11 protein-coding genes are annotated in these 17,872 nt (G+C 60.3%); 4 read left to right on the top strand and 7 right to left on the bottom strand.

From position 1 onward, the window contains the following. Nucleotides 1-138: 138 nt before the first annotated feature. The 3 genes from AC07PQ_RS08010 to AC07PQ_RS08000 all read right to left on the bottom strand — a co-directional run bounded on the left by AC07PQ_RS08010 (nucleotide 139) and on the right by AC07PQ_RS08000 (nucleotide 6,046). Complete coding sequence (locus AC07PQ_RS08010) at nucleotides 139-1,428, bottom strand: NAD(P)/FAD-dependent oxidoreductase (protein ID WP_493184919.1); 1,290 nt, start codon at nucleotides 1,426-1,428, stop codon at nucleotides 139-141. After that, nucleotides 1,428-3,017: an amino acid permease gene (locus AC07PQ_RS08005; RefSeq protein ID WP_493184920.1), complete on the bottom strand. Its 1,590-nt coding sequence runs from the start codon at nucleotides 3,015-3,017 to the stop codon at nucleotides 1,428-1,430. Before AC07PQ_RS08005 ends, AC07PQ_RS08010 begins: the two co-directional genes overlap by 1 nt. A gap of 437 nt (nucleotides 3,018-3,454) precedes the next feature. After that, nucleotides 3,455-6,046, bottom strand: coding sequence for an EAL domain-containing protein (locus tag AC07PQ_RS08000; protein WP_493184921.1), 2,592 nt, complete (start codon nucleotides 6,044-6,046; stop codon nucleotides 3,455-3,457). Between the two features lie 408 nt (nucleotides 6,047-6,454). Between AC07PQ_RS08000 and AC07PQ_RS07995 the strand changes: the two genes are divergently transcribed. The 4 genes from AC07PQ_RS07995 to AC07PQ_RS07980 all read left to right on the top strand — a co-directional run bounded on the left by AC07PQ_RS07995 (nucleotide 6,455) and on the right by AC07PQ_RS07980 (nucleotide 11,702). After that, nucleotides 6,455-7,396 (top strand): LysR family transcriptional regulator, encoded by a 942-nt coding sequence (locus AC07PQ_RS07995; RefSeq protein ID WP_493184922.1) that lies wholly within the window; start codon nucleotides 6,455-6,457, stop codon nucleotides 7,394-7,396. 133 nt (nucleotides 7,397-7,529) lie between these two features. Then, the gene (locus AC07PQ_RS07990) at nucleotides 7,530-9,179 is read left to right on the top strand and encodes a GMC family oxidoreductase (protein ID WP_493184923.1); all 1,650 of its coding nucleotides are present in this window, start codon (nucleotides 7,530-7,532) and stop codon (nucleotides 9,177-9,179) included. 22 nt (nucleotides 9,180-9,201) lie between these two features. Then, nucleotides 9,202-10,650 (top strand): aldehyde dehydrogenase family protein, encoded by a 1,449-nt coding sequence (locus AC07PQ_RS07985; protein WP_493185315.1) that lies wholly within the window; start codon nucleotides 9,202-9,204, stop codon nucleotides 10,648-10,650. Nucleotides 10,651-10,706: 56 nt separating this feature from the next. After that, nucleotides 10,707-11,702 carry an amidohydrolase family protein gene (locus AC07PQ_RS07980; protein ID WP_493184924.1) on the top strand — a complete coding sequence of 332 codons (996 nt, stop codon included), beginning with the start codon at nucleotides 10,707-10,709 and terminating at the stop codon, nucleotides 11,700-11,702. A 297-nt stretch (nucleotides 11,703-11,999) separates the two neighbouring features. Here AC07PQ_RS07980 and AC07PQ_RS07975 read toward each other — a convergent pair whose 3' ends face one another. The 4 genes from AC07PQ_RS07975 to AC07PQ_RS07960 all read right to left on the bottom strand — a co-directional run bounded on the left by AC07PQ_RS07975 (nucleotide 12,000) and on the right by AC07PQ_RS07960 (nucleotide 17,635). Continuing rightward, nucleotides 12,000-13,061, bottom strand: a complete 1,062-nt coding sequence (locus AC07PQ_RS07975; protein WP_493184925.1) for a hypothetical protein — start codon at nucleotides 13,059-13,061, stop codon at nucleotides 12,000-12,002. A 1,234-nt stretch (nucleotides 13,062-14,295) separates the two neighbouring features. Further along, on the bottom strand, nucleotides 14,296-16,323 hold the full coding sequence (locus AC07PQ_RS07970) for a DNA/RNA non-specific endonuclease (RefSeq protein ID WP_493184926.1): 2,028 nt from the start codon (nucleotides 16,321-16,323) through the stop codon (nucleotides 14,296-14,298). A gap of 214 nt (nucleotides 16,324-16,537) precedes the next feature. After that, nucleotides 16,538-17,158, bottom strand: coding sequence for a dihydrofolate reductase family protein (locus AC07PQ_RS07965; protein ID WP_493184927.1), 621 nt, complete (start codon nucleotides 17,156-17,158; stop codon nucleotides 16,538-16,540). 192 nt (nucleotides 17,159-17,350) lie between these two features. Next, nucleotides 17,351-17,635 (bottom strand): DUF3077 domain-containing protein, encoded by a 285-nt coding sequence (locus AC07PQ_RS07960; RefSeq protein WP_493184928.1) that lies wholly within the window; start codon nucleotides 17,633-17,635, stop codon nucleotides 17,351-17,353. Nucleotides 17,636-17,872 lie beyond the last annotated feature (237 nt).

Raw genomic sequence — 17,872 nt, 5'->3', positions numbered from 1 at the left:
ACGCTCGGAACGTCCTCGCGTCACGCCTTGGGTTTTCAATGAGTGCAGATTTGCCCGCCAGCATAAGTTCATTCCGGGGTTTGGGCCAGAAAACGCTGAGATTGCTCCATGACCTGTACAGCCTGGGAAAAGCGGCGGTCATTTGTTCAAGCGGTGGGCATCGTAGGCATCCAGGGCCTGATAGGCGGTATAGGTCGCCTGCGCCGCGACCAGACCGGCCAGGCCGAAGGTGGGCACCAGGCCGAACCGGCCAAAGCCCTGGGGAATCGGAATGGCCTTGGCGATGGCATCCGCCAGCACTTCCCCCGCCACCGTGGTCGGCGCCATGCCGTGACCGCCAAACCCCACGGCATGCCACACGCCGTTGTCATCCTGGCCGATCTGCGCCATCTGCTGGCGGCCGTAGCTCATCAGCCCACCCCAGGAATACTCGATCTCGACGTCGGCCAGTTGCGGGTAGACCGTGATCAGGTCGGCTTTGAGCAAGCCGGCGATCGCCTGCGGGCCACGATTGAGGATGGAAATACGCCCACCCCAGAGAATCCGGCTGTCCGCCAGTGGGCGGTAATAGTCGAAGGCAAAGCGGGTGTCGTAAATGGCCGACTCGCAGTTGATCGCCTCCCGCAAACGCTCGCCCAGGGGCTCGGTCGCCACCACATAGGTGGCAATCGGCAGCGTCGCCCGCTCCACCGGCCGGTACAGCCCACGGGCGTAACCACCCGCGGCGAACACCACCTGTTCGGCCAGGACTTCGCCGCCCGCGGTCTTGACCAGGTACTTGCCGCCCTGCTGCTCGATCGCCAGGGCCGCCGAGTGCTCATGGATATCGATGCCATGCCCCGCCACAGCCGCCGCCACGCCATAGACATACTTGAGCGGGTGGAAGTGAAAGGCATTGCTCTCGAACAAGGCGCCGAAATAGCGCTCGGTCTTGAGCTTTTCGCGCAACTCGCCCGGCGCCACATACTGCCAGTCGACGCCGTAGACCTCCTTCATCAGTTGCCGAGGCTTTTCCAGGCGCGCCGGATCGTTGAACCAGTTGGCCAGCAGCACGCCCCTGTCGGTCAGGTCGCACTGGATGCCGTATTGCCGGACGCGCTGGCGAATCAGCTCGACCGCGTCGATGGTCAGCCGGTAGAGCCGCCGCGCTTCCTCCCGGCCCAGGGTCTTGAGCAGCTCGGCATTGCCCAGGCAGTAGCCGCCGAATACAAAACCGCCGTTGCGCCCCGAGGCGCCGTGCCCCACGGTGTGGGACTCCAGCACCACCACGTCGGTCACCCCGCGTTCGGCCAAACCCAGCGCCGTGGAAAGCCCGGCCAGCCCGCCGCCCAGAATGCACACCCGGGTCTCCACCCGGCCGCCGAGCGCCGGATAAGCGGTCTTTTCAACCGTGGCTTGGTAATAACTTTCGAGAAAATCCTGACTCATCACTTGGCTCCGACCTGGGTCATTCGCACAGGAAGACCCGCATTCTCATTCATAGCCGATTCCGCTGGCAGGTAACGTTCGGACTTGCTGCGAATCATCGAAAAGCTCATGTCATCGAACCGGACGAACCTGGAGCCACTGATGACTTTGTGCGCCAGCCAGATCGCCAGGAACAGCACCAGGCCAATATAGGTGGCGGTCAGCCCGGCCCAATCGATCGAGTCGCCGAGCAGGGCTTGATAGTTCTGCCCCAGGGTGACGAACAGGCACAGGACAAAGGCGAAAATCGGCCCGAACGGAAAGAACCGCGACACATAAGGCAGATTGCCCAGGTCGTTGCCCTGGCGCACATAACCGCGACGAAACCGATAGTGGCTGACCGCAATGCCCAGCCAGGCGATAAAACCGAGCATGCCCGAGGTGTTGAGCAACCAGTTATAGATCTGCCCCGGGCTGAAGATGAAGGTCAGGAAGCACAAGGCCGCCACCGTGGCCGTGGCCAGCAACGCCCACCGCGGGGTGCCGGATGCGCTCAAACGGGCGAAGATCGCCGGCGCCTTGCCCTCCAGGGCCAGGCTGTAGAGCATCCGCGAGGAGGCGTACATGCCGGAGTTCCCGGCGGACAGCACCGAGGTCAGGATCACCGCGTTCATCACCGCGGCCGCGCCGAGCATGTCGGCCCGTTCGAAGATCAGGGTGAAGGGGCTGACACGGATATCGGACACCCCATTCCTCAACAGGCTCGGGTCGTTGTAAGGAATCAACAGGCCGATGATCAGGATGGTCAGCACGTAGAACAGCAGGATCCGCCAGAAGATCTGCCGCACCGCGCGCGGCACGTTTTTCCCGGGGTCCCGGGTCTCGCCGGCGGCGATGCCGACGAACTCGGTGCCCTGGAACGAAAACCCCACGATCATCGCCACCCCGACCAGGGCCCCCAGGCCGCCGACAATCGGCGCATCGCCAATCAACCAGAGCCTGGGGCCGGCATTTTCGCCGCCGCTGAGAATGCCGAACAACATCAGAATGCCCACCGTGATAAACAGCAGGATAGTGATGACTTTAATCAGGGCGAACCAATATTCGGACTCACCGAACAAACGCACCGAGGCCATATTAAGTGCGGTGATGATCAATAGAAAACCCGCACTCCAGATATACCCCGGCACCTCCGGAAACCAATAAGCCATGATGATCTGCGCGGCCACCAGATCGACCGCAATGGTCACCGCCCAGGCATACCAGTAGTTCCATCCCAGGGCGAAGCCGAAACTTTCATCGACATACTTCGAGGCATAAGTCGAGAACGAACCGGTGACCGGCATGCAGGACGCCAGTTCACCGAGGCTGGTCATCAGGAAGAACACCATGGCGCCGATGACCACAAAGGCCAGCAGCGCGCCGCCCGGCCCGGACTGGGCAATGGTCGAGCCCGAGGCGACGAACAGCCCGGTACCGATGCTGCCGCCAATGGCGATCATGCTCAGGTGCCGGGGCGTCAGGGTTCTTTTCAGTCCGCCGGCGGTTTTCTCGCTGTGAAAATCGCCGGTCAGGTCGCACGCACCCGGCACTTTTGTGGAGTCTGTCATGGATCACCTTTTTATTATATTTAAGCCACCGATGAGTTAACTCACGCGGTATGGCAGTGTCCCTGGAGTGTTTTTCCTCCCCACTAAAGCCCACAAAAATACCGCTGACAAATGATTTTCCCGAATCACATCAGTCCCATACGGAATACGCCAACAGTTACAAAACCCAATAATCAGAAACACTAAACACCCACAACTAAACATCTAACAAACCGTCAGGTTTAATTGGTTTTCGACGGCATAAAACAGAAAATCCTTACACACTAACAACTTGACTTAAAGAACAGAGTGTTTGAATGCCCACGCCCATGCCTGGCACCGGGCAATGCCCGCAGCGGCCTTGGAAAGAAGGAAAAGAGAGGGTCGTGCACAGGCCCGTCGCGGTCCACTTCGCGTCCGCCTGGAGCGCGGCGCTGCCCCCCCCATCGACCGGCCGGCTAACTCTGCCAGCCCACAAACCACTGCCCGAACGCCCGGGCCGGCAATGGCGAGGAAAACAGCTGGCCCTGCCCCACGTCATAGCCCCGCGCCTGCAGGATGTCGCGCTGCGCGGGGTGTTCGATGCCCTCGGCGATCACCCGCAGGGACAGGCCCTTGCCGATGCCGATGACCGCCTCGCTCAAGGCGCGGCAGGAGGCGTCGTGCTCCAGCTCCTCGACGAAGCTCTGGTCCAGCTTCAGCTCGTTGATCGGCAAGCGCCGCAGATAGCCCAGGCTGGAATAGCCGGCGCCAAAGTGATCGATGGCCAGGCGCACGCCCAGGGTATGCAGGTCCTGGAGGGTCTGTTCGGTGGTCGGGCTGCTGCACAGGAAAACGCCCTCCGTGACCTCCACGCACAGGTCCGCCGGCTGCAGGCCGCAACGCTGCAACTGGCGGGCGATCAGGGCCGCCAGGTTGAGGTTATGGAAGTTGATCGGCGACAGGTTGACCGAGATGGACGGCACCCTGATGCCCGATCGACGCCAGCGCGCCAGTTGCTCGCAGGCTTCGCACAGCACCCACTGGCTGAGGTAGTTGATCAACCCGCACTCCTCGGCCAGCGCGATGAATTGCGCGGGCGGGATAGTGCCCAGGCTTGGATGCTCCCAGCGCGCCAGCGCCTCGACCCCGACCAGGCCGTTGCTGTGCAAGTCGATCTGCGGTTGATAGACCAGATGCAAGCCGTCGCTGGTCAGGGCCTGGCGCAGCGCCGTCTCCAGCTGCAGGCGCTGCTGGGCGAGCTGGTCCATCTCCTCGAGGAAGAACCTGAAACCGCCGCGCTCGGTACGCTTGGCCTGGTACATGGCGATATCGGCGCAATGCAGCAGGCTTTCCATATCCTGGCCGTCGCTGGGGTACAGGCTGACGCCGACACTGGCCGAAGGCACCACGGCGGTCCCGGCAATATCGGCCGGGGCGCCCAGGGTCGGCATCAGGCGTTCGAGAAAGGTCGTGACCCGGGTGGCGTTCATCCGGGGCAGCACCAGCACGAACTCGTCGCTCGACAGCCGGCCGACGATGTCCGACTCGCGCAGCACGCTGCGCAGCCGTTGCGCCATGAGCTGCAGCAGCTCGTCGCCCGAGGCATGCCCCAGGGCCTCGTTGACCTGTTTGAAGCGGTCCAGGTCGACATACAACACCGCCAGTTCGCCCTGCTCCAGGTCCACCTCGGCAATGCTGCGGTTGGCCTCGGCCAGCAGGGAACTGCGATTGGGCAAGCCGGTCAGGGCATCGGACAAGGCCATGTGGCGGATCGACTGGCGCGCCTCCTCGCGCTCCAGGGCCAGCATGCACAGGTGGGTCCCGGTCATGATCAGATGGGCATGGGTGGTATCGGGCTTGCGGCTCTCGCGAAAGTACAGGGCAAAGGTCGCGCGCACCCTGCCGGCGCTGTTGCGCAGCGGGATCGACCAACAGGCCCGCACCCCGGCCTGCCGCGCCAGCAAACGGTAATCGGCCCACAGCGGATCGGTCTCGATATCGGTGACCAGCACCGGCTCGCCACGAAAGGCCGCGGTGCCGCAGGAGCCGGCGGCGGGCCCGATCGGCAGCCCCTCCATGGCTTGGGAGTAGTCGGCCGGCAGGCCGGGACTGGCCAACGGGTGCAGCAACCCCTGCGGGTCCACGCCGAGGATCGAGACGATGACCTCCGGCGCCAGGCGCTCGATTTCCTGACACAGCAGGGTCAACACGCGCTCCACGGGCTGCTCTTGCAACAAGGCGCCGATGACCTTGTCCTGCAGCACTTCGGGCAGCCTGGAACGGGTGATGTCGGTGAACACGATGACGATGTTGCCGATCCGCCCGCCGGCGTCGAACACCGGCGCCGAGCAGACCTGCACCCACAGCCGCTGGCCGTTGCGCTTGCTGACCAGGCCGCAGGCTTCATGGGGCTGGCCACTGAGGATGCTCTCCAGTTGCAGCTCGTCGGCCCGGGCCTGCCCCGGGGTATCGGTGACGAAGAACATCTGCGGCGAGCGCTCCAGCAATTCCTCGCGGGAATACCCCAGCAAGCGCACCAGCCCGTCGTTGATGTAGATCAGCCGGCCGTCGGCGTCGACGATGCAGGTGGCCGAGCTACTGGCATTGACCGACATCGACAGCAAGCGCTGCTCGATATCCTTGAGCCGCGTCTGGGTCACGTCCTTGAAAAAGGCGGCATAGAGAATGCGCCCCTGCAGGGTGATTTTCGAGATTGCCATCGCGCCCCAGCGCTCTTCGCCATCCTTGCGCGTGATGCACACATCGCGGCTGGTGCCGATGATCTTGTTGACCCCGGTCTCGCCGTCGTTCCGCGAGCGGATGGGGATCGGCACCAGGGTGCTGACATCACTGCCCAGCACTTCGCACCGTGGACAGCCCCAGAAGCGTTCGGCCGCCGCGTTGAAGAACACCACCTGGTTGCGATCGTCGATGATCACCACGGCATCGTTGGCCTGTTCCAGGGTCTGCACGAAAAAGTCCGCCGCCTCTTCTCCGGTCGTTGACCCGACGCTCATATCCATGGCCGCCACTGCATGCATGCCCTCACTGTCATCGTCCCTGATCACCGTGAAGCGCCATTAACCGCCCTCGAACTGGAGGGGCCCGTCCTCGAAGCAACACCCGACACGGCTCAGCAAGGCTGAGAAATACGTTTTTACCCGGGCGAGCAGGACATCAGGCCATCGGCATGGACATGGATCTTTTAGGCCATCGACCTGAAATTAGAGAATAGCCGCGAAGTGGCCGGCCCATGGAAAACCGTGCGATCCGCGCCAAACCTCGGCAACGCCAGGTAGCCCGGGCGTCTGTCCATCGGCAACAGCCCCGTCCGTCGCCCCGGGTGGCAACTTCATCTCTGGCCGGTTCGCCACTTGCGTTGCCCGATACGCTTGGCTTCTCATGGCGCCCCTGAGCAGCACGCGAACCTGCATGGTTCTTTTCAGGTTCTTCAACCCAGGGCAACAGGAGTGGCGGTGAATAAATTCTCGGACATGAGCACCTTCGTCGCGGTCGTCGAGGCGGCCAGTTTTTCCGAAGCCGGGCGACGCCTGGGGACCACCAAGTCGCTGGTCAGCCAACGCATGCAGCAGCTGGAAAAGCGCCTGGGCGTGGTATTGCTGACCCGTGGCCGGCCGCTGAAGCTGACCGAGGCCGGCCAGCTGTTCTACGCCGATTGCACACGCATCCTGCTGGACCTGGCGCGCGCCGAAGAGTCGGTGCAGGACCACCAGGCCAGCCTCGGCGGCACCCTGCGCCTGGCGGCGCCGATGGCCTTCACCCCACGCTACCTGGCGCCGCTGCTGGCGCGCTTCGCCCTGCAATACCCGCAACTGTGCGTCGACATGGAAGCCCATGACCGGGTGGCCAACCTGCAGGATGGCCATTTCGACGTCGCCATCCGCCTGGGCAACCTCCACGACTCTTGCCTGGTGGCGCGGCCGCTGACCGAGAACCGCCACCTGATCTGCGCCAGCCCCGACTACCTGGCGCGCCAGGGCACTCCCGAGCACCCCGGCGACCTGCAGCGGCACGACGGGCTGGTCTACTACAACCGCGAACCCAACGGCATGTGGAGCCTGCCCATGGACGGCGCGCAGCACTCGTTCCGCGTCCGGGTGCGCATGCGTACCGACTCCGGGCACCAGTTGCTCGAAGGCGCGCTGGCCGGCCTGGGACTGGCGATCCTGCCAACCTTCCTGGCGGCCGACGCCCTGCTCGACGGCAGGCTGGTGTCGGTGCTGGACGACTATGCGCCGTCCGGCGGGCAGATCTCGGCGGTGTACCTCAAGACCCTGAAAACCCCGCCCAAGGTCCAGGCGCTGATTCAATTTCTCGGCGAGGAAATCGGTCGCCCGGCGCCCTGGGACGCGGCTTTGATCGCTCGCGGGCTGCTGCCGAGCGGCTCCAGCACCTGACTGCGCGGGGCCCGTTACCTGGTCAAGTAATACTGAACGAGCGGTTCACTTTAGAGTGGCTGTCGCTCAACCCGGGCGCACCTTAGCCTCAGCTTCCATCTGACAGGCATTCGCCTGCTATGGGAGATGAGCAATGAGTCACCACCAACCAGAAAACCCTTCGCGCCGCAAACTGCTGGCCCAGACAGTCGCCGGCTCGGCGACCCTGGCCATCGGCTCCATGCTGGGCGCCGGCCCCGCTTTCGCGGCAGCCCCGCAAGGCGCCAACGGCAAGCGCGACGGCAGTGCCGGCAACCCGGTGGACGTGCTGATCATCGGCGGCGGTTCGGCCGGCGCGGTCATGGCCCGGCGCCTGAGCGAACGCCGCGAGCGCAACGTGCTGCTGCTCGAAGCCGGCCACATCTACGGCACCCGCGACTACCCGAAAGTCATCGCCAGCAGCGACAGCGTCGGCGGCGATGCCGGCAGCGACTGGGGCTACCAGACCTTGCCCGGCTATATCGGCCACCCGATCCATGCGATTCGCGGCAAGGTGCTGGGCGGCAGCTCGGCGGTCAACGGCGCGGTGGCGATCCGCGCGCGCAAGCAGGACCTGGTCAACTGGAACCTGCCCGGCTGGTCCTATGAAGAATTGCTGCCGTCGTTCAAGAAGCTGGAAAAACGCAACACCGGCAGCAACCAGCTGCACGGTCACGACGGCCCCCTGCCGGTGCACCAGCTGACCCGCAATGACATCAGCCCCATGCAGCGGGCCTTCGTCGACGCCACCGTCGCCAACGGTTTCCGCGTGATCGACGACTTCGACGGCGCCGACGCCAACGGTGTTGGTCCCTACCCGATGAACATCGTCGACGGCGTGCGGGTCAACACCGGCATCGCCTACCTCGACAATGCCGTGCGGGCCCGCGGCAACCTGCAGATCCGCGGCGACGTGCTGGTGGACAAGGTGCTGTTCGACGGCCGCCGCGCCACCGGCGTGCGCCTGGCCAGCGGCGAAGTCATCCATGCGAACGAAGTCATACTCTCGGCCGGCACCTACGGCAGCGCGGCGATCCTGCTGCGCTCCGGCATTGGCCCGCGCGAGCACCTGGCGTCGCTGTCGATCCCCCTGGTCGCCGCCCTGCCCGTCGGCCAGCGGCTCAAGGATCACCCCTTCTACTACAACGCCTACGCCGCCCGCCCCGAGCTGATCGGCAAGCAGTCCCCAGTGATCGGCGCCAAGCTCTGGACCCACAGCTCCACGGCGAAAAATGGCGACCTCGACCTGCACATCACCGCCACCCACCTGTTCCCCCACGACCAGAGCCCGACCAAGGTCGGTTTTGTCCTCGCCGTGGCCCTGACCCGCCCACTGTCGGTGGGCAGCCTGAAACTGGCCAGCCGCGACCCGGCGCAAGCGCCGCTGATCGATCTCAACTTCCTGGCCCGGGCCGAGGACCGCGCCCGCCTGCTGGAAGGGGTGAAACTGGCGCGCAAGATCGGCCAGACCGCGCCGCTCAAGGACCTGATCCACTCGGAACTGAACCCGGGCGCCCAGGCCACCAGCGACCAGCAGATCGAGCAGTCGATGCTGGCCACCCTCGACACCTACCACCACCCGACTTCCACCGCACCGATGGGCCAGGCCGGCGACCCCGGCGCCGTGGTCGACCTGGAAGGCCGGGTCCACGGCGTGCAGGGCCTGCGGGTGGTCGATGCGTCGATCTTCCCGGACGCCATTTCGGTCGCCACCAATATCACCACCATCGCCACCGCCGAATACATCGCGCGTCGCTACAGCTAATGTGGAGAACACTGCCATGACCATGCAAAACACCCTTGCCCAACACTGGATCGACGGCGCCTGGGTCGATTCGACCGAACACCGCGAATCCATCGACCCGGCCACCTCCCGGGTCATCGGCCACTACGCCGATGGCGGCGGCGCCGAGGCCGATGCGGCCATCGCTGCGGCCGTGCGCGCCTTCAACAGTGGCTGGAGCGACGACAGCGCGTTGCGCGCCCGGGTCCTCGACGAGCTGGCCGCCGCCTTCGAGCGCAACAGCGAGACGCTGATCGAGCAACTGGCGCTGGAGAACGGCAAGATCAAGCCCGAAGCCCGCTTCGAAGTCAGCATGGTGCCCTCCAAGCTGCGCTACTACGCGGCGCTAACCCGCACCGAACGCGGCCACAGCGGCACCCCGCGCCCCGACGTGCTGTCCATCGTGCTGCGCGAGCCGATGGGCGTGGCCGGCATCATCGTGCCGTGGAACTCGCCGGTGGTGCTGATGGTGCGCTCGCTGGCACCGGCCCTGGCCGCCGGCGCCACGGTGGTGATCAAGATGCCGGCGCAGACCGCGCAGACCAATGCCCTGCTGGCCAGGGTCATGTCCGAGGCGCCTTCCCTGCCGCGCGGGGTGATCAACCTGTTCACCGAGTCCGGCGGCGAAGGCTCGCGCCGGCTGATCGCCTCGCCCCAGGTGCCGGTCATCAGCTTCACCGGTTCCTCCGCCACTGGCCGCGCGATTTCCGCGGTGGGTGCGCAGTCGCTCAAGCGCTTCGGCCTGGAGCTGGGCGGCAAGACCCCGCACCTGGTGTTCGACGACGCCGACCTCGAGGCCGCCCTGCCGCTCCTGGAAAAAGCCCTGACCGTGTTCGCCGGGCAGTTCTGCATGACCGGCTCGCGGCTGCTGGTGCAGCGCGGCATCGCCGAGCAGTTGCGCGAGCGCCTGGCGGCACGCCTGCAAGCGGTGCGGGTCGGCCCGGCGTCCGACCCGCGCAGCGACATGGGCCCCTTGATCGACAAGGCCAACGTGCAGCGGGTTGATCAAACGGTTGAAGCGGCAATTGCCGCCGGTGCCAAGGTCATAGTGCGCGGCGGCCCCATCACCGAAGGCGAGCTGGCCAACGGCGCCTTCTACCGCCCGACCCTGCTGCAAGTCAGCGACTCGAAGCTGGATATCGTGCAGAAGGAAACCTTCGGCCCGGTGCTGACCCTGCAAGTCTTCGATACGGAAGCCGAAGCCGTGGCCCTGGCCAACGACAGCGAATACGGCCTGGCGGCCGCCATCTGGACCCGCGACACCAAGCGCTCGCTGCGCGTGGCGCGCAAGGTGCAGGCCGGCACCGTGTGGATCAACGACTGGGCCAAGGTCTACGACGAATTCGAGGAAGGCGGTTATCGCCAGTCCGGCCTGGGCCGCCTGAACGGCGTCGCGGCCATCGACGATTTCATCGAATACAAACACATCAGCCTGTCGACCGCCGAGGCCTAGGCCCGGCTGAGTCGAAGCGCGACGTACCTGTTTATCCTTAAAGAGGCTACATCAGCATGAAAGGCAAAATCGTACTCGAGGAACACATCAGCACCGAGCTGAACAACAGCCTGTGGGATGCTTCCGGCGAAGCCACGCGCAATGGCCGGGCCTATATGGCGGATGTGGAAAAACGCCTGCTGGACAGCGACCAGCGCATCGCCGATATGGACCGCAATGGCATCGACCTCGCCATCCTGTCCCTCACCTCCCCCGGCGCCCAGTCGCTGCTCGATCCGCGCCAGGCCATCGCCTTCGCGCAACGCACCAACGAGCAGATCACCGAGCAGTTCGTCGCCCGCCACCCGCAACGCTTCAAGGCCTTCGCCACGGTGGCCCTGCAATCGCCCAGGGCCGCGGCGGACGAACTGGAACGTGCGGTAAAGGATTACGGCATGGTGGGGGCACTGATCAACGGCTACACCAACATCGGCAACGCCGATACCGCGCAGTACCTGGACGAACCGCCGGTATGGGAATTCTGGGAGCGGGTCGCGGCGCTCAACGTGCCGGTCTACCTGCACCCGCGCGAACCGCTGCCAAGCCAACGGCGGATCTACGAGGGTTACCCATCCCTGGTCGGCTCGGCCTGGGGCTTCGCCCATGAAACCGCCACCCACGCGATCCGCCTGATGCTCAGTGGCCTGTTCGACCGTTACCCCAACCTGACCCTCATCCTCGGCCACCTGGCCGAAGGCCTGCCGCTGATGCTGCCGCGCCTGGAACACCGCCTGCACATGCAACGCGAAGGCGAAGGCCTGGGCAACGCGAAAAAACCGATCAGCCACTACTTCAGCCACAACTTCTACCTGACCACCGCCGGCCACTTCCACACCAAGGGCCTGCTGGATTCCATCAGCGAAATCGGTGTCGATCGCGTGCTGTTTTCGGCGGATTACCCGTATGAAAGCATGGCCACGGCGAGTAACTGGTTTGATCAGGCGCTGATCAGTGAGAACGATAGGGAGAAGATTGGGCGGGGGAATGCGCGGAGGTTGTTTGGGTTGGAGTGACAAAAAATGGGGGGGCGGGTATTTGGGTGAGGTGCTTGGGACCTGGGTATCCGTGCTTTTTGAGTCGTCCCTTCTCTGTCTGTCAGTGCACTTCTGTGCATGGATGGAGCCTGCCTCGAAGCCCGTCTGAAAATGGGGTAGTTAGCCATTTCAGCTAATGGTCGAAGTGAAAGCTCGTGAATGGATGTTATCGGTTGAATCCACAGCCAAGAGAAGACCTTAAAGGCGTACTGATTACTAGTACTTCCTGAATATCATGGGGATAAGACTGATCAATAAAGTGTCAAGCAAAGACGTTTACTCCAACTCAATTTGTGGTCCGTAGGCAATTGCGTCAACTAGTCTTAGCGCCTTTCGGGCTGCAGTTTTTGCAGGAGCGAGCTCTTCATGTCGGAGTATCTGCACCAGCATACTGCGATCTTCAGGATCCGTTGCTGCTTCAGCAAGTAATCTGGACCAATATCGCCGAGCCTCCAAGCTCTCTGACCCAACAACGGCAGCAAATGCTTGCCCTCCATGAATGTCGCCGTCAGCAACTCTACGTATAGCGACTTCGGCATCGGCGATCGCGGCCCGCTCTGTTCCCCTGTTTCGCTCTATAGCCGCTACAAGGCTTTCCCGCGAGCGCTCCGACCTTGAATATGCGGCTCTAGTGAAGATCGCCAGCTCCGCGGTAGGAGCAAGCAGTTGACGCCCACGTAGAGCTTCAAAAGCTTCCATTGTTGATACTTGACGCTGGAGAAACGGATTACGTCTCGCTACATCAAATGCCCGGCGGATCTGGCCAACTAACTGCCCTTGGTCCTCTACTAAGGAAACGATGAACCAAAACGGCCGTTCTGTGCCTTGCTGAGAGAGAGCCGTGGCGACAAACGGCCAAACATCTTGAGCGGTCAGCACTTGTCGCCTTAAAACTTGCCGAATCTGTTCAGGTCCAAGAACGCATAAATCGAGTAAGAAACCTTCAGGAGGAAGATCTAGAGTTCCCGCATCAAGCCGACCATTGGCATTTCCAACATCAGCAGCAAACTGGTCTGCAATATCTCCGAAAGCACGGCGTAAATGGTGTGGAGCAATCGGTAAGGCATCAACATCTTGCGGGCGAACGACAACAGGCAACCCATGCCCTCCGGCGTTTAGACGTTGGAAGCGCACAGGGTCGGCACGCTCCAAAGTCCCCAGCAACAGATTAATGTCCTCAGCTGATGGCGCCATTACGGACCTATCGAAAGCGTCCAACCACTCAGGTGCTTCGGCAGGTACCTCAGGAAGTACTAGAAACAGCGCCCTCAGTAACTCGGTTCGTTCACTAGGAGTATCAGCCTCCCGAAACTTTCTTGCTAAATCATCGACGAGCACGTTCCGATCCAGAATTTCCTCTGAGGGTTGAGGAGCGCGCTCAAGGTAAGGTCTAACCCGTGCTGACTCCGCGAGAAGTCGAAGAAAACTAAACACTTTGTGTGCTTGTACAAGCGCTACTGCCCTTGACGGCCCTCTGCCCGCGTGAAACCCCGCGGCCCTCTGGCCGAAAAGCAGTGACAAACCTTCGGTCGCTTGGGCGAGCTGTTCGCGATGTCTGACTGGGTTTTCTAAACCGACTGTCAGGAACGAAGCTCTGGGAACAGGAGCTCTTAATATGTCTCGAACATCACTAAGTACGGCCCGAGCACTTTTGAATTGCGTTGGCGAGAGCATAAGTGCCTCGTCTCCACGAACCTGCACCAAAATGGCTCCTAACGCCTGTTCTGCAGCAGCTCCAACAAGCCCTACAGGAGCTGCGAATTGCGCACAGTCAACACGAAGGGCTCCACGACTGGGCATACCTAGACCAATAAATGCGAGAGCCAAAGCCTCTTGACTAGCTTCAAGTAAACGAACGGTGCTTTTCCTTAAGTACTGTGGCATCGCACTTCCCTATCGGTCGACATCTATGAAACCTCTATGGATCATAGCTGGATATACCGAAGTAGATGGCTGATGTGCACTCCCCTCTATCAAGTCAACATTATCCTAAATCAAAGCATCATGACCTACCGGCCACTTCAAATTGATGCCCTCCATTGAGGCGGTAATCGACCATGAGCAGGTGTTAATCAATCTCTGCTTTCCACTGATACCTGGCCCTCACACAAAGGGTTCTTCTGGCTACAGTTGTTCCTAAGCAGCAATCTTTCATTTTTACTGGGCGATCTCGGGAGCACCAAGCATATTGATAAAAAGCCAGCCATTAACAAAACAACCATATATCAATATCATCTTTTTAGGCACAACATCCGACTATCCCTCGCTAGGGGTGGTCTAGAATCAACAATCTGAAGCGCAGAAGGTGGAGAGCACTCCAGAAGATCCAGGAAAACCAGATAGTGCATCTTCTTGTGAGGATTTTGAGTGATGAGATAAAATCCCCCAGTAAAACCCTCACAAGCGGGATTTCTACCGTCGATTAGTTAGTCAGCTTTTATCATTTATCATCATAGACTCTTTGCACTTTAGGTTTTTTATATTCCATCTGCAAGCGGTCATCTATATCATTATCCGCTTAGCATCTTACCCCTAAGACACCCCTCGTATTCGTAGCTACGATAGCAAGCGATCACTTGTACGTGTCAGCTACTCGCAGTTGATTAAAGAGGAGACCTGTGCGAGCTTCAATTTCTTCGATGGAGGTCTGCGAATATGCGCCAAAGTAGATTTCATCGGTAATTGGCCCGTGCTTTCGTATTTCGTCTGACTGGTCGAGCACAAAGCCTGCGGCTTGAAGTCGATCTTGCTCAACCCAAGCCACTATCTTCCAAAACCTGGAAGGAACACGTATCCCCTTGAGCCGATTTGACTCCGGTACTGAAGCCTTCAATTCGTAGAAATACTTGTCCTCTACATCGAAAATCGGTCCAGCGAAATAACTCACACGATTCCCTTCTTCAAGGTGCCGGGTGATAAGGTCTTCGAGGTCTCCCCATTCGACATTGTTGAAGTTGGCAATCATTGGGGTTGCGTTTGTAATAACAAACGAGTGTTGGTCGGCAAGGGATAACGTTTTCTCATTATCCCCTTGCACCGCATCCTCGCGTTTGAACAGATGTCCTCTCTGTATGGCGGTGCTAAATATCGAGTCGTCAGGTTGATGCTGATCGTCAAGTCTGGGGTCAAATGTCCAGCTAGGTCTCTTGGGCATTGCTCCTTGCATTACCTTTTTCCACAGTAACGAGCCATTCACGTTTCCTGCTGCATAGATTGCCGTGCGCCGTTGTGCGTGCATGACAACCGAGTAATTCAGGTACTTCAGCACGTACTCGTCTAGATCCCGCAGTCTCGCTACCTCCTTGATCACCTCATGTGATAGTTCGGGTAAACCCACCTCAAATCCTTCGCCGAGAAAACCTGATTGATAGCCTGCTGCACCATTGAACATGTCTGGTTTACGGCGAATAAGTTTCTCTTGAGTATCACTCAGGTCTGAAGCTAATGGTCCAGGAGTGATCAGGGGGGCTGTAGACTTGTCCACAGGGCCGAGCTTAGGATCTTGAGATACAGCCAATATTCGATTCAGAGCAGCTTGCGCATGAGTGGAGGTTTCATTATCGAGTACTGCTTTCTGCCTTAGAGATGCATAAATACGGCTCACTCTTGTACCTTCATTTGTCACATAAGCAATGCTGCTTTTCGCATCGCCATCACGGGCTGGCGTACCGTCCAGGCGCATAACTCTGATCTTGCCGTTGACAGCCTTCATCAAAGGAACGCCGCCTCTATGCAACGCCACAACAAACCACTCATCAGTGAAAACCGGCGCTCCGGATGAACCCTTCAGTGTGTCAGAGCCATAGAACAGTGAGTTTAGCTTTCCCGACTTATCCAACACATCTTTTGGCGGCTCCATGAAATAGTTATCGCGAAGGGCAATTTTCTTTTCTTGGCCAAGAGGGTGTTGAATTATATTTGCTGCCTGCCTGCGATTCGGATCGAGCTTTCCTGTCTGTTCAAACATCCGAAGGAAGCCATACTGCGAAAGCTCCTCACCTTGCGAAGTCGTTGGGCTGACAGCAACAAAACAGTAATCCAATTCCTTATCCGCGATATAAAGCTCTGATGGCTGAAGGTCAAATAGTTTCGGAGACTTAGGTTTTCCATCAAGTCCATCCTCCATATCAAAGGCTACAAAGGAAGTAGCTGCAAAATCCTCAGAAGGTAGAACATGATGATTCGTAAGTAACAGGCCCGGAGCTACAAGAAACCCTGTCGCGTCTCCCTCCGCATCCACATATCCGCGCACCGTTATTTTTCCAACGGCTCGGGCAGCCAGGAGCGCTACATGAAGGAATCGAATCGGGCGCAGGTCGTTGTCGCCAAAAGAAACCTCGTTGCGTGCATCGGCGACGTCCAAGAACTGTGGCAGTTCTGGTGGAATATCTATGCCCGGCTCAAGCTTTGTCAGATTCTCCTTTAGAACATTAGCGATTACGCTGAGGCGATCAGTTGCTGATGTAAATAGATTGGCATTGCGCAAGCCAAGTTTTAGTCGCTCAACAGCAACAATAGACGTTGGGGCTTCAGCTTGTGCCTCAACGAACTCTTTGTAACGCTCTGCTGCCATCTTAAGGTCCACCAGCGTGACGTCCATGTGCAAACCTCCGAAATTAGTCAGAACCTGATCCTTAGGATAGACACTCGCCTCAGATTCGTTGGGCTGAAAGCTCAACATAGGGCTCCGACTCTTATGTGTTGCAACCTGACTCAAGAGAACCGGCATTGGTTTCATTCATTATCCGCTGGGTAGCAAGGGCACGAGTGTTTGCTCCCCCCATCAGCTCAAGTCAAGGCCGTCACGAGCGGTCCTACTCTTCAAACGTCCCTGTACGTACCTCACCACTGCGAACGTAGCGAGTGATAAGCACCCCGCCAGGAGTACTCGTTGAGCTCACCAAAGTGAAAGCCGACGCTTGTGCATGATCATCAAACAACCGCTTGCCGCGCCCCAACACAATGGGATGGATCATCAGCCGCAGCTCATCCACCAACCCGGCAGCAAGCAGTTGGCGCACCAGATCGCCGCTGCCCTGGGTCAACAGGTGGGCGCCGTCCTGCTGTTTGAGGGCCTGTATGGCGTCGGCGAGGTTTCCTTGCAGCGCATGGCTGTTGTGCCAATCAAGTGTATCGGGGCGGTGGGTGGCCACATGCTTGGGCACGCGGTTGAACAGGTCGGCGATGGCGCTGTTGCTTGAACCGGGCTGTATGTGCGGCCAATAGCCCGCGAATATGTCGTAGGTGCGTCGCCCCAGCAGCAGGTCGAACGGCTGCGAAAACAGCTCCTGCATGGCCTGGCCGAAGGCTTCGTCGGCGTAGGGTACGACCCAGCCACCGAAGCGAAACTCGCCGCTGGTATCTTCTTCGGGCCCGCCGGGCGCCTGGATAACGCCATCCAGGCTCATGAAAGCGGCAACGATTAGCTTGCGCATGGTTTTCTCCTGGTTCGTCTGCGTAAAAGTGCTCAGGCAGGGAACGTCGACGGTCATTGCGACCCATCGGCTTCGTTCCCTGAAAGATAGTCGAACCAGACTCCGGGAAATCGACAGTGCGATGCGGGGTAACCCCCCTAAAAAACGCCGTTTCCCTGCCACCCAGAAACGGCGCTCTGCAACATCCCTCCACTAAACCTTCAGCTCCTCCCCTTCCCTCAAACCCAGCCCCACATCATCGATCACCGCCTTGCCCATCTCCGCCAGAAAGTGCGCGGCCCAGGCGTAACGTTCGCCCTGCTCTTCCATGGCGGCATCGAGGGCAAGTTTCTTGGCGTAGTACAGCAGGGTCGACGCGTGTTCCAGGGCTTGGTGCAGAGGCACGTCGACGTTGACGCGAAACAGGGTTTGATCGCCGTCGCCGCAAGGGCCGAAGGTGACGAAGCCGAGGGTTTTGACCGGGGTGGAGGTGCTCATAGTGCACCTCCTTTTACCCCGTTGAAGCGACCACGATTTGCGGCGGTTTTGATAGCGCACATGATTGAAACTCCCATATCAAAGTGAGAGCTGCCACGTTCGCGACCAAACGAATGGGTGGCAGCCGTGCGCGGATTGGTCGACCGGAGATACAGGAACCCGGCAGGGCCGAAGCCCTTCCACGCACAGCCGCCATTGCACGGAAATGCGAGCGCAAAAAAAGCGCCTGCATTCGTC

The organism is Pseudomonas sp. GW821-FHT09E12 (assembly GCF_059416085.1).
The sequence above is the reverse complement of the archived record's forward strand: the minus strand, read 5'-3'. Positions and strand labels throughout refer to the sequence as shown.